Below are 22,031 nucleotides of genomic sequence, written 5' to 3'. Positions count from 1 at the left end.
GATGTGCAACCTCTACCGGATGGAAGACAAGGACTGGGTCTCAAAGTGGGCTCAGGACGCCGAAAGCCTGATCAACCTGATGCCGGCCTATCAGTTGAACCCCGACCAGATGGGGCCGATCGTCCGCAACACTTCAGATGGGAAGAAGCAGCTCGTACACGCCCGCTGGGGCCTGCCGTCACCGATCTTCGTGCAGAAGAAGGCTGCGGAAGCCCGGGCGGAGAAACTGAGAGCCAAGGGTCAGGCCGTCGATATGAATGAGCTCATCCGCATGGAGCCGGACCGAGGTGTGACCAATATCCGAAAGCTCAACCTGCCACACTGGACACGATGGTTCGGTACCGAAAATCGGTGCCTCGTCCCGGTGACAAGCTTTGCCGAACCGGATCCGGCGAGCAGAGAGGAAGGCGGCAATGTGCCCAATGCCTGGTTTGCCCGCGATGACGAGAAATCGCTGATGTTCTTTGCCGGCATCCATGTTCCGCAATGGAAGAGCGTCCGCAAGGTTCGGGACGGACTCACGACCGACGACCTCTATGGTTTTCTTACCACGGATCCCAACGATCTCGTCAAGCCGATCCATGAGAAGGCCATGCCCGTACTCCTGCTGACGAAGGAAGAAACCAACATCTGGATGCGGGCGCCATGGGACGAGGCAAAGGAACTGGCCCGTCCTCTGCCAAATAAGGCGCTGATTATTTCGTCGCGAGAAGCCTACGGATCATCGATCGTGTCGAAGTCTGGCGAGCTGGTGGAGCAAGCCGCTTCCACTATCATACGTACGGGTGACGCTTAAGCCAGTCCTCTGCGATATCGAGGCGGCGAGCATGTTGCTCCGCTAACATCTGGTAGAAAGCCATGAGCGTCACAATGGTTTTTCTGGGCCTCATCGACTGGTAATGTTGGTAGACCTTGGCATTCGCCACATATCGATTCTCTGCGCGAGACCCCTCGGACAGAGTGCTCTCGCAATACCACCGAACGCCGTCATAATTTCTATTGCCAACGTCCTCCATAAGCCGCCCATCGTAGTGCCACGGGTTGATCTCATGATCGGTCTTCCAAACGTGAAGAAAGCCGGATTCGATGTAAAGCTGCAAGATGGCTTCGTCATATTCGGAATGTTCCAGCACTAATCTATCCACGTCACTAAGATGTTGAATAGATTTATCAATAATACGAGCGCCGTTGAGAATGTGGTTCGTCGACTGCCGCATCAGATCTAACCCGCTGGGATGTGTCTGCCAGGCCCGATACTCCTCGTCGGTGACTTCCACCGTAGGGTCGGCGATTTCGACGAGCTTCGCACTCTTCAATAGTTTCTTTGGCGTGCAGAAATCCGTGTTCTTGACGAGATTGAAGCCATTGGCTGCATAAGCCTGCGCAACGAGACGGCTGCAGAATAGTTTGGGCGTTCCTTTTTTTCCCAGTCCCTGCCAGGCTCTGCCAGCTTCCCAAGTTGCGTACTCGCTTCCGACGCGTTCGCGGACATAGTTGCAGATCTTTACCGCGGTTGCCGGATCCAGACCACCTTCGACGCGAAGGACGAATACCGCGTTATGCTCCTCGAAGAACAGTCGTTGTGTGTTCGCGGAGTGCACTCCATCTCCCGTCGCATCGATAACCGAGCAGTGATCGACATAGAGCATAGCGTGCGAAATCGGGCTGATGGTGGTGGCGCGGATTAGTTTACTAATCCCCGCGTCACTGGTCGTCAGGATCACATCCCCAACTTTGAGCACTTTGTCGTTCAGTCGTTTTTTCATGGTGCCCTGTGGTTTCTTGCCTTCGTACATGGGGTGCAAAATGAGGTACTCAAGACAGATTTGGCAAGCTGACCTTCAAGCCTTTATCCCGAGCCTATCCCAATGTGCTTTATGAACACCACGGATTCGAATGTCTTCGATCAAGCTCTCGGTCGAACATTTGGGCAGCCGCAAGACCCTAATGGTCTTCGACAGGCGTGGGGCGATCGGCAGTTTTACGCGCGCGACGCTGATCCAATGCAATGCTCTCATCCTTTGAAGGCATTTGGGGAGAAAAGAGGCCTTCTAGATTGTCGCTAGGCTGAAATCACAGTACTGATATGGCGCAGACAGCTACTCCATGAGGATGATTTGGTACAGGAAAATGACGTTGAAAACGGTCTTCGAGACGACGTGAAACCGACGTACCGTGCTGTCTCCACCGGCTTGGAAGAACTTCTCCACAAGACAATCCCCGTGCTCGACCACGGTTTCATCCGCGTGGTTGACTACATGGGAGACGATGCAGCGGTGGTGCAGGCCGCGAGAGTGTCCTATGGTCGCGGGACGAAGAAGGTTAGCGAGGATCGCGGCCTCATTCGATATCTGATGCGCCACTCACATACGACCCCATTCGAGATGGCCGAAATTAAGATTCACGTTAAACTGCCGATCTTTGTTGCTCGCCAATGGATACGCCATAGAACTGCGAGTGTGAACGAGTACTCTGCCCGGTACTCTATTCTGGACAAAGAGTTTTATGTGCCCGATGCCGCGAATTTGGCCGCGCAGTCGGCCAACAACAAGCAAGGGCGCGAGGACGCGCCTCTCGCCGACAACGGGTGGGTGCTGAACCTTCTTCGTGAAGAGGCTGAGCGCAGCTACGCGGGCTACAACGCTCTTCTGAATGTTTCCGAAGAAGGCATGATCACTGACAATGGACGTGTTGGCATCGCGCGCGAGCTCGCCCGCATGAACCTGAGCCTCAATTTTTACACGCAATGGTATTGGAAGACAAATCTACACAACCTGTTGAATTTTTTGCGCCTGCGAGCCGATCCTCACGCTCAATACGAGATCCGCGCATATGCAGAACGGCTGCTTGAAATCACCGAAAAATGGGTCCCTCTGACCTATGATGCGTTCAAGGAGTACAAGCTAGGCGCGGTGACACTTTCGGCTTCCGCGTGGAAGGTCGTGAAAAGCCAACTGGCCGGTAAATCGATCTCATTCGATGAGAGCGGTCTTTCCCAAAGGGAATGGACCGAGCTCATGTCTGCGCTCAAAGATGAATGAGTTTCTTCGTCCCCTTCGCGCTCGATCTCTGACCGACTCTGATCTAACCGCAGGGGCTGCGCCGATTAGCACGCAAGTTAAAACACGCGATCTTAAGACCTGGAACTTCGATGCCGACCTTCAGAGTTTGCAAGAAGCATACGACGCCAACGGTTCGCCGATCTCGGTCAATTTCCGCGCCCTTGTTCCACTCGGGTCTGGTGTGGATCGAGCCACACACCTCTTTCATTCCTACCCTGCGAAGCTGCTGCTTAACATCCCGCTATTTTTCATAAATTGCACAAAGTACTCGCGACCAAACGACTTGGTCTATGATCCCTTCTCGGGGTCTGGCACTGTTTTGGTTGAAGCCCTACTAGCTGGACGGCGGGCTATGGGTGCCGATGCAAACCCGCTCGCAAGGCTTATTGCTAAAGCTAAGACGACACACATAACTTCCGATATAGTAACAGCAGCACTTGATGCGGTCATCTCTGGCGTCGACGCGGCGCGGCAAGTTCCCTTTACGACTACAATCAAAAAGGATATTTGGTTTTCTGAAGCTGTTATTAGGTCTCTCGGCTCTCTACTTTATTCAATACGAAATAACACAAACGGTTCTGTCCTCGATTTTCTTGAGTCCTGCTTTTCCGCCTGTGTGAAAAAAGTTAGCGTCAGCGATCCGAGACTTTCTGTACCCGTTCGACTAAAGGGAGAAGCGCTCGAAAAGCACATTATAGACTCTCCAGACCTTATCGAGCACTTCAAAAAAGTTGTAATGGCGAACTGTGCTCGCTTGAGTAAGATGCCGGAAGGCTGCATTTCGAAAATTTACACCGATGCGCGGCAACATCACCTAGATGGAGAAGCACAGGCCGACCTCATCATCACCTCGCCGCCTTACGCCGGGGCCCAAAAATACATTCGAGCATCGTCTCTAAGCATTGGATGGTTGGGAATGGCCCCCGCCAATCAGCTTCGCGAGCTAGAGAAACTGAATATTGGCAGAGAGCACTTTTACAAATCTGACTACAACGCGGAGAGCGCTTCAGTGTCTAGCGCCGCGGAGGTGCTAAAAAAAATCAAAGCTGTGAATCCTTTGCGTGCTCATATTGCGGTTACTTATCTTCGCGAAATGGACGACGCGGCAGAAGGTATCGTTTCGCGACTTCGGCCGAACGGTCATCTAGTTCTAGTTGTTGGGGATAATATGATTTGCGGCCATAATTTCTCAACTAGCCAGTTTGTGAAAGACATTTTTTCGCGCAAAGGTCTGACAACGACGCTTGAACTAGTAGACGATATACGATCCCGAGGGTTGATGACGAAGCGCAACAAAACCGCCGGAACAATTGAACGAGAGCACGTAATTGTTTTTCAGAAGCGCTGAGGGACAAAGGGTTCGGTAATGCGACAGAGACGGGCGGATGCGATAAAAGAAATAGGTTTGATGACAACGGGGCAAAGGCGCTCAGAAGCCATCACTAAACACTGGGCGTTGGTCCATAAGAAGCTGCCGGTGTAAGTGCGATGAGCCCGTTGGACGAAATCCGAAGCCTGCTTCCGCTTGTGGAGGACGAAGGTGCCGAAAGCACTTGGGACAGCCTTCGCCGACGCATTACCGTGTTGAATTCCGCCTTGTGGGAAGGCCGAGTTAGCTGGCCACTTGTCGAGCGGTGGCTAGAGAATTTCGACGGTCGGAGCGGCCATACCAGTGAGGTGGAGCGATTACACGCATTATACCTCCTCGCCCAGTTTCTTTACTACGGCAGCACGGAAATTCGTGTTCTACTTCGAGCCCAATACAGAGATCTGTTTCTTATACCTCTTATTCAAGAGGTCCGAAAGGCGTCTGGCGACACTCGCGATCTCGATGTGATTCGAGCGAGACTTTCCGAAGAATTGAACCGGACGCGGTTTCTCGGGGTGGGAAATCCGTCCGAGAGCGGCGTCCATCTGCTGTACTTTTTCAGGCAGGAGAACGGGCTTACTAAGTCGATTTTTCTAGACAACGCGGAAATCACTGAGAGATTTGTGGGCCCTGGGGGCGTTGTCTCGAGGCAGCTACAGGACACATCCATCAGACGATATGTATTTTTGGACGACGTATGCGGCTCGGGGGATACAGCCCTCAAATACTCCAGGAACATCTTGCAGGATATTCGGGCGCTCGATCCTGATATCGAATTTTCTTACTTTTCAATCTTCGGAACCGCAGCAGGTATGTCGAATGTGAGGACGAACACGTTGTTCAACGCTCGATCGGCCGCTCTTATCGAGCTGGACGCCAGTTACCGGTGCCTTTCTAACGATTCTCGATACCTTCGGGTGGTACCGGAGCATGTATCTGAGGCAACTGTTCGCGACGTTGCTTTGCACTATGGCAACCTGCTGGCTCCTGGCCACGCGGGAGGCTTTGAAGACAGTCAGATGTTATTCGGATTTCATCACAACACACCAGACAATACGCTCCCGATAATATGGCGCGAGGTCTCAAACGGCTCTCCGATACCTTGGACACCGATATTTAGACGGTATCCGAAGATTTAGGATTAGAAGCATGGCAATTCGACTAGACGAAAACCCGTTTGACCTAGTTAAGGCATCCGATTTTTCTGCGGCAGAGATCCTTGATTATTGGGTTGACATTGCCGACGAACACGGAGGGCTCGTTAACTTCCTTCAACCTCGACTTTTGATGCCGATGATCCTTGTTGGCGGCAAAGGCAGCGGCAAGACGCACTTGATGCGCTATTGCTCTGCACCGGTGCAAGCAGCCAGAGCGGGAAGCATAACCGATGCGGTCGTAAAAGATGGTTACCTCGGCATCTACGTGCGAGCCGAGGGACTCAATTCGCAGAAATTCTCGGGCAAGAAGCAGACTGAAGACCTGTGGCTGGCGATCTTCAGCATGTATTTTGAGCTTTGGCTTGTCGCCACTTTTCTCGATGTCCTCAAAAGCTGGCTCAACGAAAACGAGGAATGCGACTACGATTCAAGCGGCTTCGTTTCGGATATCCACCAACTTTTCGACATCAATGTGAAGGGTGAATTTTCGACCATCGACGAGCTCATCGAGTATGTCACACGGTTACGAAAACATATTGACTATGCGGCTAACAACGTAGCGATCACGGGAACCATGGACCCGGTGGTGATATCTTTCTCGCCTGGAAGTCTTTTCTACGGTCTCCCTCGTATAGCAGCGCAACGGATCCGTGAATTCGAAAAGACAGTATTTGTCTATCTTATCGACGAGGCGGAAAATTTCACTGCCAGCCAACAACGGTTCCTGAACAGTTTGATCCGATACCGATCCGGAAATGCCACGGTTAAGGTGGGCGCCAGATTGTATGGCATTCGAACATACGAAACGCTTGGATCGGGAGAACCCATAAAGCGGGGCTCGGAATACGAGCGCGTAGAACTCGATTCCTTCCTACGTGATGAGTCGTCAGCTTATGAAGTCTTTGTGGAAAAATTGGTATCGAAGCGGCTTGACCAAGTCGGTCTAACATCGCGGCGTAACGGAGAACTCCGTGATTGCTTTCAAGAACTAAACAAGGCCAATTTTTACCAGAAACCGACCCTTGAGGCGGTTTCGGGCCGAGACAAGAAAGGAGCCGACAGAACGCATATAGCAAAGCTACGGTCAAATCTTACAAAGGGGTTCGACGCGCCATCGTCATGGGTGGAACAAATCGTAACGTTGTTGACAATGAAGGATTATCCCCTACTCGAGAAGGTGAACATCCTCCTGCTATACCGAGCATGGGCTGACACAACCGGCGAAATACGCGCGGCTGCAGAATCTATATCAGCGAAAGCTGATGCCTTCATGAAAGGTGGGAAAGCTGCCGCACCCGACTACGAGGATGTCTTAAGCCACTTCGGCTCCGATTTGCTCGCTCAACTCTACAGAGAATGCGGAAAAACCATCCCTTACTGTGGATGGGAACAGCTAGTGCATTTGTCACAGGGAATTCCGCGGAATTTACTTGGTATTCTGAAGCAAATCTACCGTCGCTCTTCGTTCGCTGGGGAGAAGCCATTCGCCGACGGCGTCATCAGCGTCGAATCCCAATCACTTGGTGTTCTCGACAGCGCCGCTTGGTTTTGGGAGGATGCACAGCCCACGGGAACAGGGGTGGACGTAAGGGAAGGAGTGGAAGCACTGGCCGTGCTCTTCCGAACCGTGCGATACAGCGACAAACCGAGCGAATGTGACGTTGGGACGTTCAGCGTTGATGAAGAGAAACTAACCGAAAACGCACGCAAAGTTCTACAAACCTGCGAGAACTGGTCATACCTCATCAAAATCCAGGCAGGGAGCAAAAACAAGAACTCTCACGCCGTCGATGCCAAATACCAGCTTGGCCCTATGCTTGCCCCTAGATGGGGAGTATCTATCCATAGGCGGGGAACGATTGAACTACAGCAAGAACTCGCGAACGCGATCTTAGATCACACGAAGCGGGCAACGCTTGCGTCTCTGATGCGAGGTCGGGTTCAAAACATGTTCATCGAAGTCTCGCGCAATGCCACCGTAAAACAACCAAAACTTCTGTGATCAATGATGTTGCAATTTTTGATTGATTCAAAGCGTCTTCTGTCAGCCGATGAGAAACAGCGTAATCGAGACGTTTTTATCTCGGCATATAACGACAATGAACGAGTGAAATCTACATTTGATGAGGTAAATGCATCTCGGAAGGTTTGGTGGATCTTGCCCGATTACGGATACAGCACCGATGAATATCCTGCAGGACGTCATCTGGTGGATTCGCTACCTGAGAATGAAGCGGAGCTGGTTGTTGAGGGCCTTCGCCAAAGCGGCCTGGCCGATCCGGACATCAAGAGCGTGTGCGTCGACATTACAGGATTTTTGCACCCCCATATCCTTTTGCTTCTGAAATATTTCAAAGCTAATCCGGTCGAAGAACTAGAGTTCATATATACTGAACCAGGCCATTATTCGCGCAAGGTCGAAACACGCTTTTCTCTGACAGAGACAGTCAGTGTGCGCCAAGTCGCTGGTTTTGAGGGATTGCACAATCCGGAGATGGACCATGACGTTGTCGTGGTTGGCATCGGTTATGATCATAGCTTGATTGGCCAAGTAATAGCGAACAAGGAAAGCGCACGAGTCGTGCAGTTGCATTGCTTTCCCTCTTTGAGTGCAGACATGTACCAAGAGAGCATTTTACGCCTTGACCGCGTATCCGCTGTTTCGACCCAACATGCCGTGGATCTCAACTTTTTCGCGACGGCTAACGACCCCTATGTCACGGCCGCTGTCTTGGATGAGGCAGTGAGTCTGCTAAACAGCAAACAACGCATATCCAACCTATATTTGAGCCCCTTATCAACAAAGCCACAGGCTCTGGGTTTCGGGCTGTACTATTTATCCAAGTTAGAGGGCCGTGCGGCTAGCATGATCTATCCCTTCACGGAGAGGTATTCGCGCGAAACCAGCACAGGTGTTGGGAAGGGGTGGGTTTATCCAATCGTTTTCAACTAAACAACTGCCGACATCTCCTTGAGCAAGAATCTGATACTTTGCCGCCCCGACAGCGCCGTGGCGTCGAGCGTATCCTCACCATCCCGGCCAGGAACACCGGCCGCGCAGGCGCCGCCAACGCATCTCGCCTTGGATGCCTGGGGGAACCAACGTTGTCACAGCACAAACCGTGACTGGGCACCGCAGCCTAGCGGAGAAGAACCTCACTCAGGATTCTGGCTGTAGACCGCACTTGGGATGATCTGGACGTTTAGCTCCAGCCGTGCAAATTTTCTCTGCCCGGAGGAATCAATGTACGGCTATCTCATCGAACTCTACAGTGTGACCGTAAAGAATCTTAGCAATCTTAAGTTCGACAAGCGCAGCGAAGTTCACCGCACTCTTATATCGCTGTACGCTACCATCATCGAGTTGACGAACAGCGCCATCATTATTCGCGAGGGCGGCGCATATACTGGCATGGACACATTGCTCAGGTCTGCCATGGAAGCTCATGTGGATCTTATCAATCTAGCGAACAGCGACGAGTATCTGAAGGCGATGCTTGCCGTTTACCACAAGGAGTGGATCAAGCTCGCAGGCGACGGAGTGAAAGGAGAGAACCCCTTTCTCATCTACTTTAAGAATAACCCTGAAGCGCTGAAGAAGCTCGATCATCATAAGGCGGAGCTAAAGGCCTTCACCGACGCATCAGCCATTCCAAGTAACTATGACAAATTCAAAGCGGCTGGGATGGAAAACGAATACCGCTCAATCTACAACAGCCTCTGCAACGACAGCCATAACAACATCCGAGCGCTCACCTCGCGGCACTTCCGGCCACGGGAGGATGGCCTCGACATGGTGATATTCGACGAACCCACTCGCGAAGACCTCGCCGCAACGCTGGATTCCTTCATCGCCATTCTCAACCAGTCCAACCTCATCATGCACGACTATTTCAAGTCCAACGACGCGGTGAAAAAAGAGCTGGATTATTTCAAGCGGTTTCGGGAAGAAAAGGGCCTGTCGTGGGCGGATTCGCTGGAGGATTAGGCTCAGGAGCCAGCGAGATATATTCGCCGCTTCTTGAAGGTCGTTGTGCTGGCGCGTCAGTCGAACTGCGCCGCACTGGCCCAACCCAGAGCACGACGGTGTCGTCTCGTAAGCCGCAGATTCACATAACTCCCCACGCCCGAAACCTCCCCCTCCCCGTCATCTCTCTCAGGCCGAGCTCCAAAACAATCCGCCGCGCCGCCTGCGGCGTCACCTCCAGCGTTTTCGCCACCATCTTGGCCGACACCAGCGGTTTCGCCATCACCAGCTCGACCAGCTCCGGCAATTTCGAAGACGTCCGGCGCCCGTCCAGCTTTCGGTCCATCATTGTCTTCGCCAGCGTCAGCCGGTCATGCTCTTTCAGACCGATCTCGGCGGCCGCAAGCAGGCCATGGGCGATGGCAAGCAGCCGGGTCTCGCGATCGCGATGTCGGCGCCGATCCACCGGGATGGTTCTGAGGCCGGTGTTGATCGCGGCAAGATGGGCCCCGCTGGTGACGCCGGCCTGGTGCAATATTGAGGCGGACAACAGCCGTCCGAGCCAGGGCGCATGCTGCAGGACGGCAAGCTCGTTCCAGGCGTCGAGGGCAACGATCGCCTGCAGCACCACCGGCAGGTCTTGCACCTGCCACAACACGCCCCGCCATTCCTCCAGCCGCGCGTCCTCGTCCCAATCGAGATCGTAGATCAGTGAATCTTTTTCCGCCGCGCCGGCGCGGCCGGGCCGTGTTGCGTTTTCGATCGCCGCCTCCGATCGGGCGAGCACCGCATCGATGGCGGCATAGTCGACGCCGGGGAGAGTTTTGAAGTCGTCATCCTCCTCCCCCTCCCCTTCCGGATCGATCGCGGCCGCGCGCCGGATAGTGCCGGTTGCCTCCATCTCATCAGTGCCGACCGGCGTGATCTCCGAGGTCTGTCGGAGCTTCCGCAAACCGTCGGCGGATAACGCCCAGGCGGGGGACTGGCCAGCAATGCGCCGACGGGTGCGCAGGACGTCGCGGGCGATGGTCAATTCGTGGGTGGGCGTGCGGATGTCTTTCGTGGCGTCGTGGAGGACGAGGTCTTCGAGGTGGACGAGTTCGCCGTCGATCCACAGCGAGGCGCACGCGTCGGTGAACTGAGAGCGTTCGAGGAAGCCCTGCCCGACCGGCGAAAGGGCGATGCGCTCGTCGAGACGCGTCAGTGCGACACCGGCGTCGAAAGCCGGCCGCATCAACGGTGTCACGCTAATTTTTGCGAGATCGTAAGCCATTGAAATCATGGTAAATGATTTCTTATGAGAACTCTATAGAGATATTAGAGTTCCTCACATGGTACGGTTTTGAGTTGGATTATCAACCATCGATAAGTACTGGTTATCGATGGTCAGTAATATTCGTAGCCATTAATATGGAAAAACTACTTACAGAACACAAATGTATTACGGCCATCCCGAATTGATAACCATACGCACTGAATCTATACTCAATAATTCAGAAACTATCACTGGAATCGCTTCACAATTAAAGCTGTGACTTCAAGCTTGCCAGATGTTCTTCACAAATTGTCGCCACGAGTTGGTGCAGCTCAGTTGTCCGCTCTCCGAGCCAGATCAAAGCCTCTTGGCTAATCTCGTAGTGGGGCGAATACCGTGCTTTAACGTAGGCCTCATTGATCAGATTGAACCAAGCGATAAAGCGCTGCCGGTCACGAGGCCACGCGTCCGCCAAGCGCCGATCTCGGTCCTCACTGAGGGCGCGTAGAAAGTTGATGTTGTGAGACGCTGGCGAATAATTTGTAAGAGTAAGAAGGACGGTCGAATAAGCCTGTTCAATCGCCTGATGAAGACTAAACGATGCAGACTTGAAACTGTTCTCCTCTGGCTGAAGTTTTTGCCACTGCGATGTCTTAAGCATCATGACAGCTTCGGGGTATCGTGCATCGAAATGCCCCCTGGCAACTTGATACTCTTCGGCAGGTGACATTGGCTTCGGCTGTGGAAGAGGCACGTCATCAAGTTCGTAGAGAACAATCCCGTCGCGGCGGATGTCTGAGAAAAAGGGCTGACCTAGGTGAAGACGATCGCCAACCTCGCGCCGCGAGTGGACAATGATGCCTACCGGCGTCTTGAGTCCACTGTGCATCAGTCGACTCCTGGTCGCGTCCCAATACTCCGGATCCGTCAGCTTCTTGGTGTTGACGATGATCAGGATATCGTAATCGGATCGGTAGCCTTTCGTCGTGTGCGGCTCCTCGACCCAGGTTCCGCGGGCATAGGAACCAAACAGGATGATCTTCCAGATCCGCCCCCTCTTCTTGAATTCCGCCTCGCCACCCTTCAGCGCATCCTCGAACTCCTCGTGGATGATCTCTACCACGCGCGTGAGTTCCCGCTGCTTCTGTTCCGGCAGATGCTCGAGGCTCGATTTCATCAAGGGTAAAACTCCGTATGAACCACCTTCCTAGCCTATCGCATCGGGGTGACGCCACCGTAATTTCTGACGGGAAACCACACTTTATTTTCAACTCTTCCGATTGCCGCCGCATGCATGCTGCCACCACAAACAGCTGACCAGGCAGAACCATTTCGTCAGCTACGCTTTACTTTATCCAGCCACCAGCCTTGGTCTCATCGGGCCAAGATCAATGCGCCTTTTCATGTGAGCCATTGCCCTTCGAAATGCTCACGAATGCAATCACAGCACTTGCAGCCGATGCCAGCGCTGCGCACCACATCACGCTGGTATAGGCGCTGGTCAGCACCTCGATCGACATGGCTGCCATCCGTTCACTACCAAAGGCAATACCGAGGGCAGCCGTTGCCAAAAGGCTTCCCGTTCTCGCCGCAGCATTGTTAATCCCCGACGCCGCGCCACTATCGCTGTCAGCGACGGAATCGAACACCGCGGTAGTGAGAGCCGGCACAGCCAGGGTCATTCCCAGGCCCACAATGACCAGTCCCGGAAGAAACGTCGTCGCGTAGTTTTCACCGTTTGCCGAAAGCGCCAGGGTCGCAAATCCGGCGCCAGCAATCAGCGGACCGATCGTCAGCGGCAGCCGGTTGCCGACCGCGTCGGCCAGGCTCCCGGACAGCCGTGACCCGAGGCCGAGGATCAGCGATAGGGGCAGGAAGGCCAGGCCCGCAGCGATCGAGCTATAGTGATGCGCCCTGATCATTGAGAAGGGCAGCATGAAGATCGCAGCACCCAGGCCACCATAGAGGATCACGGTGAGCGCGTTTGCGCCGGCAAAGGTACGACTGCCGAACAGCTTTAGCGGCATCATCGGCATCGCGCTTCGATGCTCGATCAATAGGAACACAACGGCAAGCGGCACCGCGGCGGCAATCGCGATCGCGCCAGCTCTCGCCATCCCCTCTCCAAGCACGATTAGCCCGTAAGTCAGCGCCGCAAGCGTGGCGATCGCTAGCAGCGCTCCCGGCACATCCAGGCTTCGATCGTCTAACCGGCCCCCGGCGGTGCGGATCATTCCTGAAAGATAGATCGCCAGAGCGGCGAGCGGTATATTGATGAAGAAGATCGAGCGCCAGCCGGCGACGTTGATCAGGAAACCGCCGAAGGGCGGTCCTAGGGCCATCAGCAGGCCGCCCGCGGCCGCCCAGGTGCCTATCGCCCGTCCCCTCGCTTCCCCCTTATAGGCCTGGCTGATGAGGGCAAGGCTGGTCGGAATGAGGAAGGCGGCACCAGCGCCCTGGACGATCCGCGCACCGACAAGCACGGCAGCCGAGGGGGCGATCCCACATCCAATCGAGGCAAGAGCGAAGACTATGAGGCCGATGACGAAGACGCGAAGCGTTCCGTATCGGTCACCGGTGGCACCGCCAAGCAGGACCAGGCTTGCCAGCGTCAGCAGGTAGCCGTTGGTTACCCACTGGATCGTGGCAAGCGATGCGTTCAGATGGTCCTGGATGGTCGGAAGCCCGATATTGACGACCGAACTGTCGATAAAGCCAAGGCTGCTCCCAAGGATAGAGATGGGCAAAACCCATCGAGAAACATTCGTCTCCTCAGTGTGAACCTTATCCATCCTCGGACTTCACTCCATGTATCGAACGCAAATCGTCAACGGCTTGTCCAGTTCCGATAGGCGGTGATGATGGTCACGCATGTCGGCAACTCCGTAGCAGCTCAGTGTTCAAAGCCGGCCTCAACCGCCCTTCCCGCCCGCCGGCTGATTTTTGGCAGCAGGACTTTGCCACCTCAGCTTTGCAAACGAACTGACCCGAGCCGTCGCAGTCTTGGAGCGGAGGCCTCAGTATCAGGTGCTGGCCGGAGATGATTGCTCCGTCGCCAGGAACGATTCGATGACACCGAGCAGAAGCTTCGTCTTCTCCAGGGGCAGCTGCTCGACATGCCGCATCAGGCGGTAGCGGGTTTCGGCCTCTTCCTGTGCCTCTCCCCATAGATGGGGGGCGGCGGCAAAGATCAGTTCCAAAGGCGAGAAACCGAGAATTTCGCAGAGATGCACGAGGCGGGTGACGTGGAGCTTGGCTTCTCCCCGCTCGTAACGCCCGTAAACCTGCGTCGTCAGACCAAGAAGCGGCGAAAGGTCCGGCCGCGTCAGGCCTTGCCGTTCGCGCGCGACCCTGAGCGCCTCGCCGATGCGATTGTCCATCTCACCGAGCGCAGGCGTTCCCTCGTATCCTTCTGCGCGGAAGATCGGATTGTCGATTTCCGCATCATTGGTCTCAACGAGACCTCTGCGTTTGATGTAATCGTCTGTTTTTGCGGTCATTCTGTTGCTCGTCGCGCCACTCACAGTCGATTTATCACTGGAACGGCAGCCGACCGCAACCCCTGCCTCTCCCTCCCGAAATTTAGAATACCGGTCAATCGCTACCGCGCGTTCCATCATCGATCCAGACTAAAATATTGCCGTGCCGAACCAGAGCCATCCTGTTCCTCGATATCGAAGAAATACGGCTTGTCGCGCAGTGGCCGCGCCATGGTCTCGACGACATGGCAGGAATCGTACTGCGAATACGCCCTGGTGATCCCGGCATCGTCGACTATGCGACCGTCGGCGCCATCCCGACCGGCGCGCGCCGCACCGCGTGCACACTGATCGACCACACGACGGCAGCGGGACAGGTCCGAGCTTCCATGGTCGCTGTCGACGTCTGCAACGCTCGGCGTCCAGCCTGCGGGACAGTCGGCATAGCGATCATAACCCGGTTTGCCGGCGCCGCCCTCGGGACAGGTCGGCCAGGAAAATCCGGGCTGCTTCATCGCATCGATCAATCGCTCCATCGGCGGCCGGCAGGTCGCGACTGCCTGCCAGGCGGGATTATCCGAGGCGGCGCAGAGCAGGACTTCGCATCCCCATTCGCTGGCGCGCGTCGGGGATTGCACGGTGCAGGCCATCGCCATCAGAAGAACAGCCAGGGGCAAACGCATGATGCTTTCCTCCTATCGATCGGTTCTGAGCGCTCGCCGGCGCCAGTCGGCAAATGGCGGCGTGATTTCAGCCTGGAGCGATGCCAGAAGGTTTCGGTCGACGGCGGGCCCCCGCGAGACTGTCCGATCGACCGCCCTTTGCTGCCACTCGTCCATGTCGAGCACATAGGTTCCCCAGAAGCCGTAGCGGGCAGACCGGGCATAGCGCTCAGCGGCTGAATATTGCAGATCGCCTCGGCCGGCGGCCGTTGTTCTCGCCCAGCCGACCCGCAACATTTCCAGACCGAGGTCGTGACCGCGGGCCGCGCATCGCGCTGTCTTTCGGTTTCCAGACGTGTCGAGGGTCAGACGACAGGTGACGGCGGCGTTGCCGACGATGCGTTTCAGCCATGCCTTTGCCAGCGGTCCACACGGAACCGGCGGGGACGAAACGGATGCAGGCGCGCCATCCGGCTCAAACGCCCATTGCGGCAAGGCGCAAGCGTCGACACCGGCGAGCCTGACGGCGACGGCATATTGCGGAAACCAGAGTGCCCCGCCATCGACCACCGATACCCTTCCCCTAATCTCACCACCGCTGATCTCATTGCTGCTGAGATCACCGGTGTCTCTGCCAAGTGCGAAAAGATCGGCAGCGAAACAGGCATGGGCCGAAAGCCCGATTGTCATCGACAACAGCACCGCGCACCGCTTCATCATGGTCGCTCCCCGGGATCTGTCGCCACATGGCCGATCAGGACGGACGGATGCTGCACGTCGGCGAATTGCCAGAGCCCCGCCCGACGCGACCGCGCCTCCTGCTCGGCAACGGCATAGGCGGGATTGACCGGCAGGCCTTTGTTATCGAGTGCGGCAAAATCGAACCCCTCGGAAATCAGTATCGTACCGAGATCGAGCGAATGGCCGCCGACCGTTGAAAAGCAGAGGACGTAGGATAGGGACGTGTTCTGCGCGACCGGCGCGCAGGCGGGCCTGGTGTCCCGGATGAAGGCCGCAAGCACCGCCAGCGACGCCTCGCCGCAATCGCGTGTATCGCCCGGTGAGACGGTAAACGAAGTGCCCCTCAGACAGGACTGGACGCCATAGAGGCGAAAGCGATGACCGTCCAACGACCAGGTATCGCCGGTTTCGAGCGTGATGCCGTCTCCGAGTGGGGTGTAGCCTGACTGCGCCGGCGCCGTCGAAGCGACCAGGCACAGCATGAGGGAAAGGTTGCGGGCGCGGATCCCGGTCATCGCTGCGTCCTCGCGTCGGCCCACATGCCGTAGCCTGTCCGGCCGATCCTCTCCGCGCTTATAAGGTCTGGCCGCAGCGGCGTTCCGTCGGCTTTCCTGGATAGGCGAAGAGCGCCGATCGACAGCAGCTGCTCCTCCATATTATCGACACTGTCGAGACTACCCGGATAGTAATGATAGCCCCAACAGGTCACGTCCTGGACGCTCGCCTTTTCCTCCGTCAGGAACGCCCGGCAGTAGAGCACCTTGGCGGCTTTCAGCTCGATGGCCAGATGCGTCCTTGCAAAATCCTCGCAGCTCCCGCTGTAGCCTTCGCGCTTGTTGACGAAGTCTCCCTGGCAAGACTCGACCCCGAAGAGGTGCAGGCTGACGCGGTCGTCGACCCTGAAATCCGTGGGCGAGATCGGCGCAAAGCCCTTCGCCGACGCATAGCCCTGACGGGCGACGACGGTTTTCTGACCATCGTAGTACTCGATCACCAGCACCTTCTTTCCCGGAGCCGCCAGCGACCGGACGTAATCGGCATCGACCGAACCGCCGGCATAGGCTCGCCCAGGGACGCCAAGCTGCACGACAACCACGGACATCGCCACAAGGCCCACACGTATCATATCTATTTTTGATATCTTCAGAATTCGCTCCATCCCGAATTTTTCTCTTTTCAACCGCAATTTCCTGATGTACGAGTTATCGTATTTAGTAAACTTCCGCAACGTCAAATTCAGTGTGATTGATGCCGCCAAGCGCCGTGTTGATCCTGTTTGAGAGTGGTTGACTAGATGGTTATTTGTCTCAAATCCGCGATATCGCTCAGATGCGCCATAGCATCGACATTGCTGCTTGCCTCGGCAGGATCGTCAAAATCCTTTGAAATCAAACAATTCATGCCTATGACTGTCCCGACATCGGGACAACAGCCGATCCGTTGGTCTGAAAACAATACCGCACCAATCGCTCTCCTTCCCGACCGAGAAGCGATCGCTTCGTTGGATGAGTCAGCAGCAGCCGAGAACAAATTTGGATATCATCCTGCGGTAACCTCGCCTTCGAGTGGTGACAGCAGAGACGCGAGGAACGGATTACCGGAACAGAACAAATATAGGTATCTTATCGACAATCAGGCTTGCGGATCGTCACATTACACCACCACCGACATCACCCGGCTCGTCCGGGCTGCTGCGGACCGCTATGCCGTCGATCCCGACTTTGCCGTTGCGATCGCCTGGACGGAAAGCCGTCTTGATGAGAGCCGCAACAGTCCGCGCGGCGCTCGCGGCCCGATGCAGCTGATGCCGCAAACGGCAGCACGGTTCGGCGTTGCCGACATCTGCGATTCCGCCGCCAATATCGATGGCGGGGTCCGCTATCTGCGCGCGCTTCTCGATGAATTCAAAAATCCGCTGCTTGCGGCCGCCGCCTACAATGCCGGCGAGCAGGCGATCTACGACAGCAACGGCGTCCCGGCCTATCCGGAGACCGTTCGCTACGTCGCCTCCGTCATCAACCGTGAGCTGGGCATCGCACTGCCCGCAAAGTCGCTCGCAACCAGCCAACAAGCTCCCTTGCCCAGGACCGGCGGCGCGTCGTCCGTGAGCGATGTCATCGGCGCCCGCCCCGGCACATTCGTTGCCGGCGTCCTGCAGATCTCAAAGGAAAGGATAAAACCATGAAACCCGCATTCCCGCCGCGCCCAGGCTTTTGCCTGCGTGCAACACTCGTTGTTTCCGTGATCGTGCTGTCGCAAATTCCGACCGCCGATCTTGCTCTGGCCCAGGCGACCAACCAGGCCTTTGCGCCGCTGCAGACGGTGGTCCAGGCGGTCGTCGATTTCATCACCGGCCCCTTCGGTCGCCTGGTTGCGATCATTGCGGTGATCGGTCTCGGATTCTTGGCCTTCGCCGGTCGGTTGAGCTGGTTTACCGCAGGCGCGGTCGTGCTCGGCATCGGCCTCGTCTTCGGCGCGCCCGCCATTGTCGATCAGCTGATCTCCACCGTCGGGAACTGAGCGATGATCCGGACCGAGGACGATAAGCCTGCCCTAACGCCGCTGGTGATCGGGTTGACCCGCGCACCGACCTTGTGGGGTGTTCCCTATATGGCAATCGTGCTGGTGATCGGCCTGACCATCGTCGCCTGGCTTGTCACCAACACCTTCTGGTCGCTGCTGACCGCACCCTTTGCCTATCTCGCCCTCTTTGCCCTCTGTCGCTGGGACGCGCGCACCCTCGACGTCATCCAGGTCGCCGCCCGCCGAACGCCACGCATCCCGAACAGGACGTTCTGGGGCGCCAATTCTTACGGACCATGACCGTGCTGAAACTCATTCGCGACGAGCTTGGCTTCGGCAACACGCTTCATCGGGAGCGGTCGATGGGCCGGCACATCCCCTATCTGCGGCACGTGGCCGACACGGTGATCAAGCTTGAGGACGGCGCACTGATGAGCGTCGTCAAGCTCGACGGTCTCTATTTCCAGACGGAAGACCAGGCCGAACTCAACATGCGCGCGGCGGTGCAAAACACTTTGATCCGCGCGCTCGGCTCCAGCCGTTTCTCGCTCTGGTCGACGGTCATCCGCCGACAGGTCGACACGGCGCTCGACGGCGCCTTCGACGATCCCTTCTGTGCGGCGCTCGACCGTCGTTACGCGGCATCGCTAAAAGACAAGCGCCTGTTCGGCAACGAACTCTATCTGACGATCCTGCGATCAAGCATGCGCGGCCCCTTGGCGGCAGGACAGGCCATCGCCTGGATTATCGATCGATCGAAGGCACGCGGCACCGAAGACGAACAGATGCGTGAGGCGATCGGCGCGCTCGAAGAGACCGTCGGCAATATCGTCGGCGACCTTGGCAAATACGGCGCTCGCCCACTCGGAATCATCCATCGCAACGGCGAGCCCTATTCGGAGCCTTGCGAATTCTTAAACGCGATCCTGACCTGCGGCATCGAACGACGGATGCGCCTGCCGCGCATGGGGCTTGCCGGCTATCTCGGGACATCGCGGCTGCATTTTTCGAGGCGGAGCCTGCAGGCACAAGGGCCGGTTAAGCATGAAGACCGGTTCGGCGCTATGCTGTCGATCAAGGAATATCCGCCCTTCACGGGGCCGGGCATGCTCGACGGGCTGCTTGAGGTCAATCACGAATTCATTCTGACGCAATCCTTCACGATCGCCGACAAGCCGATCGCGCAGGAGCGGATCACCCGCCTGCAGCGCCAGATCGGCGCATCCGACGAGGCGGGAAGCGATGTCGAGACCGATATCGACTTTGCCCTGAACAGCCTGCTCAATCAGGAGGCGGTGTTCGGGTTTCACCATCTGTCGCTGCTTGCCCTGTCGCGCGACCTTGCCGGCCTCAACAAGGCGGTCTCAGAGCTCGGCGCCTGCCTCACCGACATGAACGTCAACTGGCTGCGCGAGGACTTGAACATGGAGGCCGCCTTCTGGGCGCAGCTTCCGGGCAACCACGGCTATATTGCCAGGCGCGCCATGCTGTCGAGCGCGAATTTCTCCGGCCTGTCGTCGATGCATAATTTCGCGTCCGGACAGCGCGAGGGCCAGCATTGGGGTTCACCGATCACCGTGCTGGAAACGACAAGCCAGACGCCTTACTGGTTCAATTTCCACCGGCGCGACATCGGCCATTTTCTGGTGACCGGGCCGACCGGATCCGGCAAGACGGTCGTGCTTACTTTCCTGCTTGCCCAGGCTTTCCGGGTGCGGCCAGCACCGCGCGCCGTCTTTTTCGACAAGGACCGGGGTGCCGAGATCTTCATCCGGGCAATGAACGGCGCTTACGAGGTGCTGTCGCCGGACAGGCCGACCGGCTTCAACCCGCTCCAGATCGCCGACACCGGCGAAAACCGCGATTTCCTGCTGCGCCTTTTGAAATCCATGCTCAGAAGGGGCACGGGCGTGCCCTTCGAGCAGGAGGAAGAGGACACGCTCGAGCGCGCCGTGCTCCGCCTGATGTCGGAGCCGGTATCGCAGCGGACGCTTGCCAATCTCTCCGGGCTTCTGACCGGCCGCTCGCGCGCCGATCCGAATGATCTGCGCGCCCGTCTCCGCCCCTGGATCGACGGCGAGAAGGCGTGGCTGTTCAACGCCGGCCAAGACGTTCTTTCCTTTTCCGAGCGCCGTCTGTTCGGTTTCGACATGACGAGCATCCTCGACAATGACGAGGTTCGCACGCCGGCGCTAATGTATATCCATCATCGGCTGGAGGAGCTGTTCGACGGCTCGCCCGTCCTGATCTTCATGGACGAAGGCTGGCGGCTGCTGCGCGACCCGGCCTTCTCGGATTTCATCGTCGACAAGATGAAGACGATCCGCAAGTTGAACGGTATCGTCGGTTTCGGCACGCAATCGGCAGCTGACATCGTCCGGTCGCCGGCAGCGCACACGTTGATCGAACAATCTGCGACGACGATCCATTTTCCCAACCCGCGCGCCGACGAGGAGAGCTATATCCACCGTTTCGGCCTGACGGTGAAGGAATTCGACTTCCTGCGCAACACGCCACCGGAGCGACGCGCCTTCCTGGTCAAGCATGGCAATGACAGCGTCATTGCACGGCTCGATCTCGGCGCCATGCCCGACATCGTCAAGGTGCTCTCGGGACGAACGCAAACGGTTGCCAAATGCGAGGCATTGCGTGCGGTCCATGGCGACCATCCGTCCGGCTGGCTGAATGCCTTTTGCGGCTGGGAGCCGGAGGAATGAGAGCCCTTCCCTCATCGATCGCCGTCCTGGCTTCGATCCTGCTTGCCGAGACGGAGGCAGGCATCGCCCATGCCGACGTGCCGGTCGTAGACGACACAGCTTTCGACGCCCGCAACAGACGGGACGACGCCACGAGCAAAATCGAGGATGCCGATCATGACCGCTATGCCATCCACACATCGGTGACCTGTGCGATGTATCGCCCTGGTCCGGCAAACGACCCGGTTGGGGCTGCCCAGGCCAATCCGGAGATCTCAGGACTGGTGCGACGGGTGGCGCGCGAGGAAGGCGTCGACGAAAACCAGTTCCTGGCGCTCGTCTACCAGGAGAGCCGGTTCAACCCTTGTGCCAAGTCGCCGGCTGGCGCGACCGGTCTTGCGCAGCTGATGCCGGGGACGGCAGCGCAGCTCGGTGTCGACGCCAACAATATCGAGGACAACCTGCGCGGCGGCGCGCGCTACTACAAGGATCAGATGGACAAGTTCGGCGGCAATGTTTCGCTGGCGCTCGCCGCCTACAATGCCGGTCCCGGCAGCGTCAGCAAATATGGCGGCGTGCCGCCTTTCAAGGAAACACAAGGCTATGTCGCTTCGATCACCCAAGAATGGTTGCCGGCCTTCGGCGGATCGGACAAGTCCGCCATTCCGCTGAACTATGGCGGCGGCGACATGGCCTTTGCGACGATGCGGTCCTCGACGCTGAATGCCATGGGCACGAGCGCGGCAATGTCGGACAGCCTCGGCAACGTCGGGAGCTGGTATCAGCAGCTCGGAGCCGTCCAAACGGGGTCGATCCAGGACAGCTGGGATCAGAATTCCACCGTCCGAAACGCCAATCTCGGGATGATGAACAACGTCATCACGCTCGGCGCCGCGATGGCCGACCTGATCAATTCCAGAAACACGGTCTCCGTGTCGAACCTCTCCGGCAGTGCAAGCAGCAGCCGGCAGACATCCGATGAGAAACCACAAGCGACCCCCCACCTCTGCGACCCGCGTCAGAACCTAGTCTGGAACGACAAGGAGCAGGTCTGTGTCCAGAAGCGGGAGGCCGAGGACCGGATAGAGCTTCAACTGCAACCTCAATGATGGGAGACGTC

Annotated in this window: 20 protein-coding genes; 11 read left to right on the top strand and 9 right to left on the bottom strand. The window is 56.9% G+C overall.

Translation table 11 applies throughout. The annotated features are described in order from the left end of the window. Nucleotide 1: 1 nt before the first annotated feature. The gene (locus DTW90_RS25415; protein WP_149341861.1) at nucleotides 2-796 is read left to right on the top strand and encodes an SOS response-associated peptidase; all 795 of its coding nucleotides are present in this window, start codon (nucleotides 2-4) and stop codon (nucleotides 794-796) included. On the opposite strand, the gene DTW90_RS25410 is transcribed toward DTW90_RS25415, so the two are convergent. Next, nucleotides 774-1,766: a YiiX/YebB-like N1pC/P60 family cysteine hydrolase gene (locus DTW90_RS25410; protein WP_188080039.1), complete on the bottom strand. Its 993-nt coding sequence runs from the start codon at nucleotides 1,764-1,766 to the stop codon at nucleotides 774-776. The two genes, DTW90_RS25415 and DTW90_RS25410, sit on opposite strands and share 23 nt — an antisense overlap. A 351-nt stretch (nucleotides 1,767-2,117) precedes the next feature. Between DTW90_RS25410 and thyX the strand changes: the two genes are divergently transcribed. The 5 genes from thyX (at nucleotide 2,118) to DTW90_RS25385 (ending at nucleotide 9,576) form a co-directional block, all read left to right on the top strand. Beyond that, on the top strand, nucleotides 2,118-3,041 hold the full coding sequence (gene thyX / locus DTW90_RS25405) for an FAD-dependent thymidylate synthase (protein ID WP_149341857.1): 924 nt from the start codon (nucleotides 2,118-2,120) through the stop codon (nucleotides 3,039-3,041). After that, complete coding sequence (locus DTW90_RS25400) at nucleotides 3,034-4,410, top strand: DNA methyltransferase (protein WP_188080038.1); 1,377 nt, start codon at nucleotides 3,034-3,036, stop codon at nucleotides 4,408-4,410. The genes thyX and DTW90_RS25400 overlap by 8 nt, the downstream gene beginning before the upstream one ends. Nucleotides 4,411-5,580: 1,170 nt before the next feature. Further along, the gene (locus DTW90_RS25395; protein ID WP_149341853.1) at nucleotides 5,581-7,590 is read left to right on the top strand and encodes a hypothetical protein; all 2,010 of its coding nucleotides are present in this window, start codon (nucleotides 5,581-5,583) and stop codon (nucleotides 7,588-7,590) included. A gap of 6 nt (nucleotides 7,591-7,596) precedes the next feature. Next, nucleotides 7,597-8,541 (top strand): hypothetical protein, encoded by a 945-nt coding sequence (locus DTW90_RS25390; protein ID WP_149341852.1) that lies wholly within the window; start codon nucleotides 7,597-7,599, stop codon nucleotides 8,539-8,541. 291 nt (nucleotides 8,542-8,832) lie between these two features. Continuing rightward, on the top strand, nucleotides 8,833-9,576 hold the full coding sequence (locus DTW90_RS25385) for a DUF5677 domain-containing protein (protein WP_149341850.1): 744 nt from the start codon (nucleotides 8,833-8,835) through the stop codon (nucleotides 9,574-9,576). A 121-nt stretch (nucleotides 9,577-9,697) separates the two neighbouring features. Here the strand turns inward: DTW90_RS25385 and DTW90_RS25380 are convergent, their stop codons facing one another. The 8 genes from DTW90_RS25380 to DTW90_RS25345 form a co-directional block, all read right to left on the bottom strand. Continuing rightward, nucleotides 9,698-10,837, bottom strand: coding sequence for an RHE_PE00001 family protein (locus tag DTW90_RS25380; RefSeq protein WP_188080037.1), 1,140 nt, complete (start codon nucleotides 10,835-10,837; stop codon nucleotides 9,698-9,700). A 241-nt stretch (nucleotides 10,838-11,078) separates the two neighbouring features. Further along, on the bottom strand, nucleotides 11,079-11,987 hold the full coding sequence (locus DTW90_RS25375) for a nucleotidyltransferase and HEPN domain-containing protein (RefSeq protein WP_149341848.1): 909 nt from the start codon (nucleotides 11,985-11,987) through the stop codon (nucleotides 11,079-11,081). Between the two features lie 211 nt (nucleotides 11,988-12,198). Continuing rightward, the gene (locus DTW90_RS25370; RefSeq protein WP_149341847.1) at nucleotides 12,199-13,602 is read right to left on the bottom strand and encodes an MFS transporter; all 1,404 of its coding nucleotides are present in this window, start codon (nucleotides 13,600-13,602) and stop codon (nucleotides 12,199-12,201) included. A gap of 231 nt (nucleotides 13,603-13,833) precedes the next feature. Then, nucleotides 13,834-14,310 (bottom strand): helix-turn-helix transcriptional regulator, encoded by a 477-nt coding sequence (locus DTW90_RS25365; RefSeq protein ID WP_149341845.1) that lies wholly within the window; start codon nucleotides 14,308-14,310, stop codon nucleotides 13,834-13,836. A gap of 116 nt (nucleotides 14,311-14,426) precedes the next feature. Beyond that, on the bottom strand, nucleotides 14,427-14,972 hold the full coding sequence (locus DTW90_RS25360) for a hypothetical protein (protein WP_132525477.1): 546 nt from the start codon (nucleotides 14,970-14,972) through the stop codon (nucleotides 14,427-14,429). A 12-nt stretch (nucleotides 14,973-14,984) separates the two neighbouring features. Further along, complete coding sequence (locus tag DTW90_RS25355; protein ID WP_246665031.1) at nucleotides 14,985-15,671, bottom strand: thermonuclease family protein; 687 nt, start codon at nucleotides 15,669-15,671, stop codon at nucleotides 14,985-14,987. Next, nucleotides 15,668-16,207 (bottom strand): thermonuclease family protein, encoded by a 540-nt coding sequence (locus DTW90_RS25350; RefSeq protein WP_149341843.1) that lies wholly within the window; start codon nucleotides 16,205-16,207, stop codon nucleotides 15,668-15,670. The genes DTW90_RS25355 and DTW90_RS25350 overlap by 4 nt, the downstream gene beginning before the upstream one ends. Continuing rightward, a complete protein-coding gene (locus DTW90_RS25345; protein WP_348642663.1) occupies nucleotides 16,204-16,872 on the bottom strand; it encodes a hypothetical protein in 669 nt (222 codons plus the stop codon). The genes DTW90_RS25350 and DTW90_RS25345 overlap by 4 nt, the downstream gene beginning before the upstream one ends. A gap of 219 nt (nucleotides 16,873-17,091) precedes the next feature. On the opposite strand from DTW90_RS25345, the gene DTW90_RS25340 reads away from it, so the two are divergent. From DTW90_RS25340 to DTW90_RS25320, 5 genes are read left to right on the top strand one after another with little or no spacing between them, the layout of a single operon-like run. Further along, a complete protein-coding gene (locus DTW90_RS25340) occupies nucleotides 17,092-17,877 on the top strand; it encodes a lytic transglycosylase domain-containing protein (protein ID WP_246665030.1) in 786 nt (261 codons plus the stop codon). Beyond that, nucleotides 17,874-18,212 carry a TrbC/VirB2 family protein gene (locus DTW90_RS25335; RefSeq protein WP_132525483.1) on the top strand — a complete coding sequence of 113 codons (339 nt, stop codon included), beginning with the start codon at nucleotides 17,874-17,876 and terminating at the stop codon, nucleotides 18,210-18,212. The genes DTW90_RS25340 and DTW90_RS25335 overlap by 4 nt, the downstream gene beginning before the upstream one ends. A 3-nt stretch (nucleotides 18,213-18,215) precedes the next feature. Next, nucleotides 18,216-18,515, top strand: a complete 300-nt coding sequence (locus DTW90_RS25330; protein WP_149341839.1) for a VirB3 family type IV secretion system protein — start codon at nucleotides 18,216-18,218, stop codon at nucleotides 18,513-18,515. 2 nt (nucleotides 18,516-18,517) lie between these two features. Then, the gene (locus DTW90_RS25325; RefSeq protein WP_149341837.1) at nucleotides 18,518-20,932 is read left to right on the top strand and encodes a VirB4 family type IV secretion/conjugal transfer ATPase; all 2,415 of its coding nucleotides are present in this window, start codon (nucleotides 18,518-18,520) and stop codon (nucleotides 20,930-20,932) included. Beyond that, on the top strand, nucleotides 20,929-22,020 hold the full coding sequence (locus tag DTW90_RS25320) for a lytic transglycosylase domain-containing protein (RefSeq protein WP_149341835.1): 1,092 nt from the start codon (nucleotides 20,929-20,931) through the stop codon (nucleotides 22,018-22,020). Before DTW90_RS25325 ends, DTW90_RS25320 begins: the two co-directional genes overlap by 4 nt. Nucleotides 22,021-22,031 lie beyond the last annotated feature (11 nt).

The sequence above is a fragment of the Neorhizobium sp. P12A genome (assembly GCF_008365395.1).
Lineage (GTDB): Bacteria > Pseudomonadota > Alphaproteobacteria > Rhizobiales > Rhizobiaceae > Rhizobium.
Note: the sequence above shows the minus strand (reverse complement) of the source record. Positions and strands in the feature narration are given on the sequence as shown.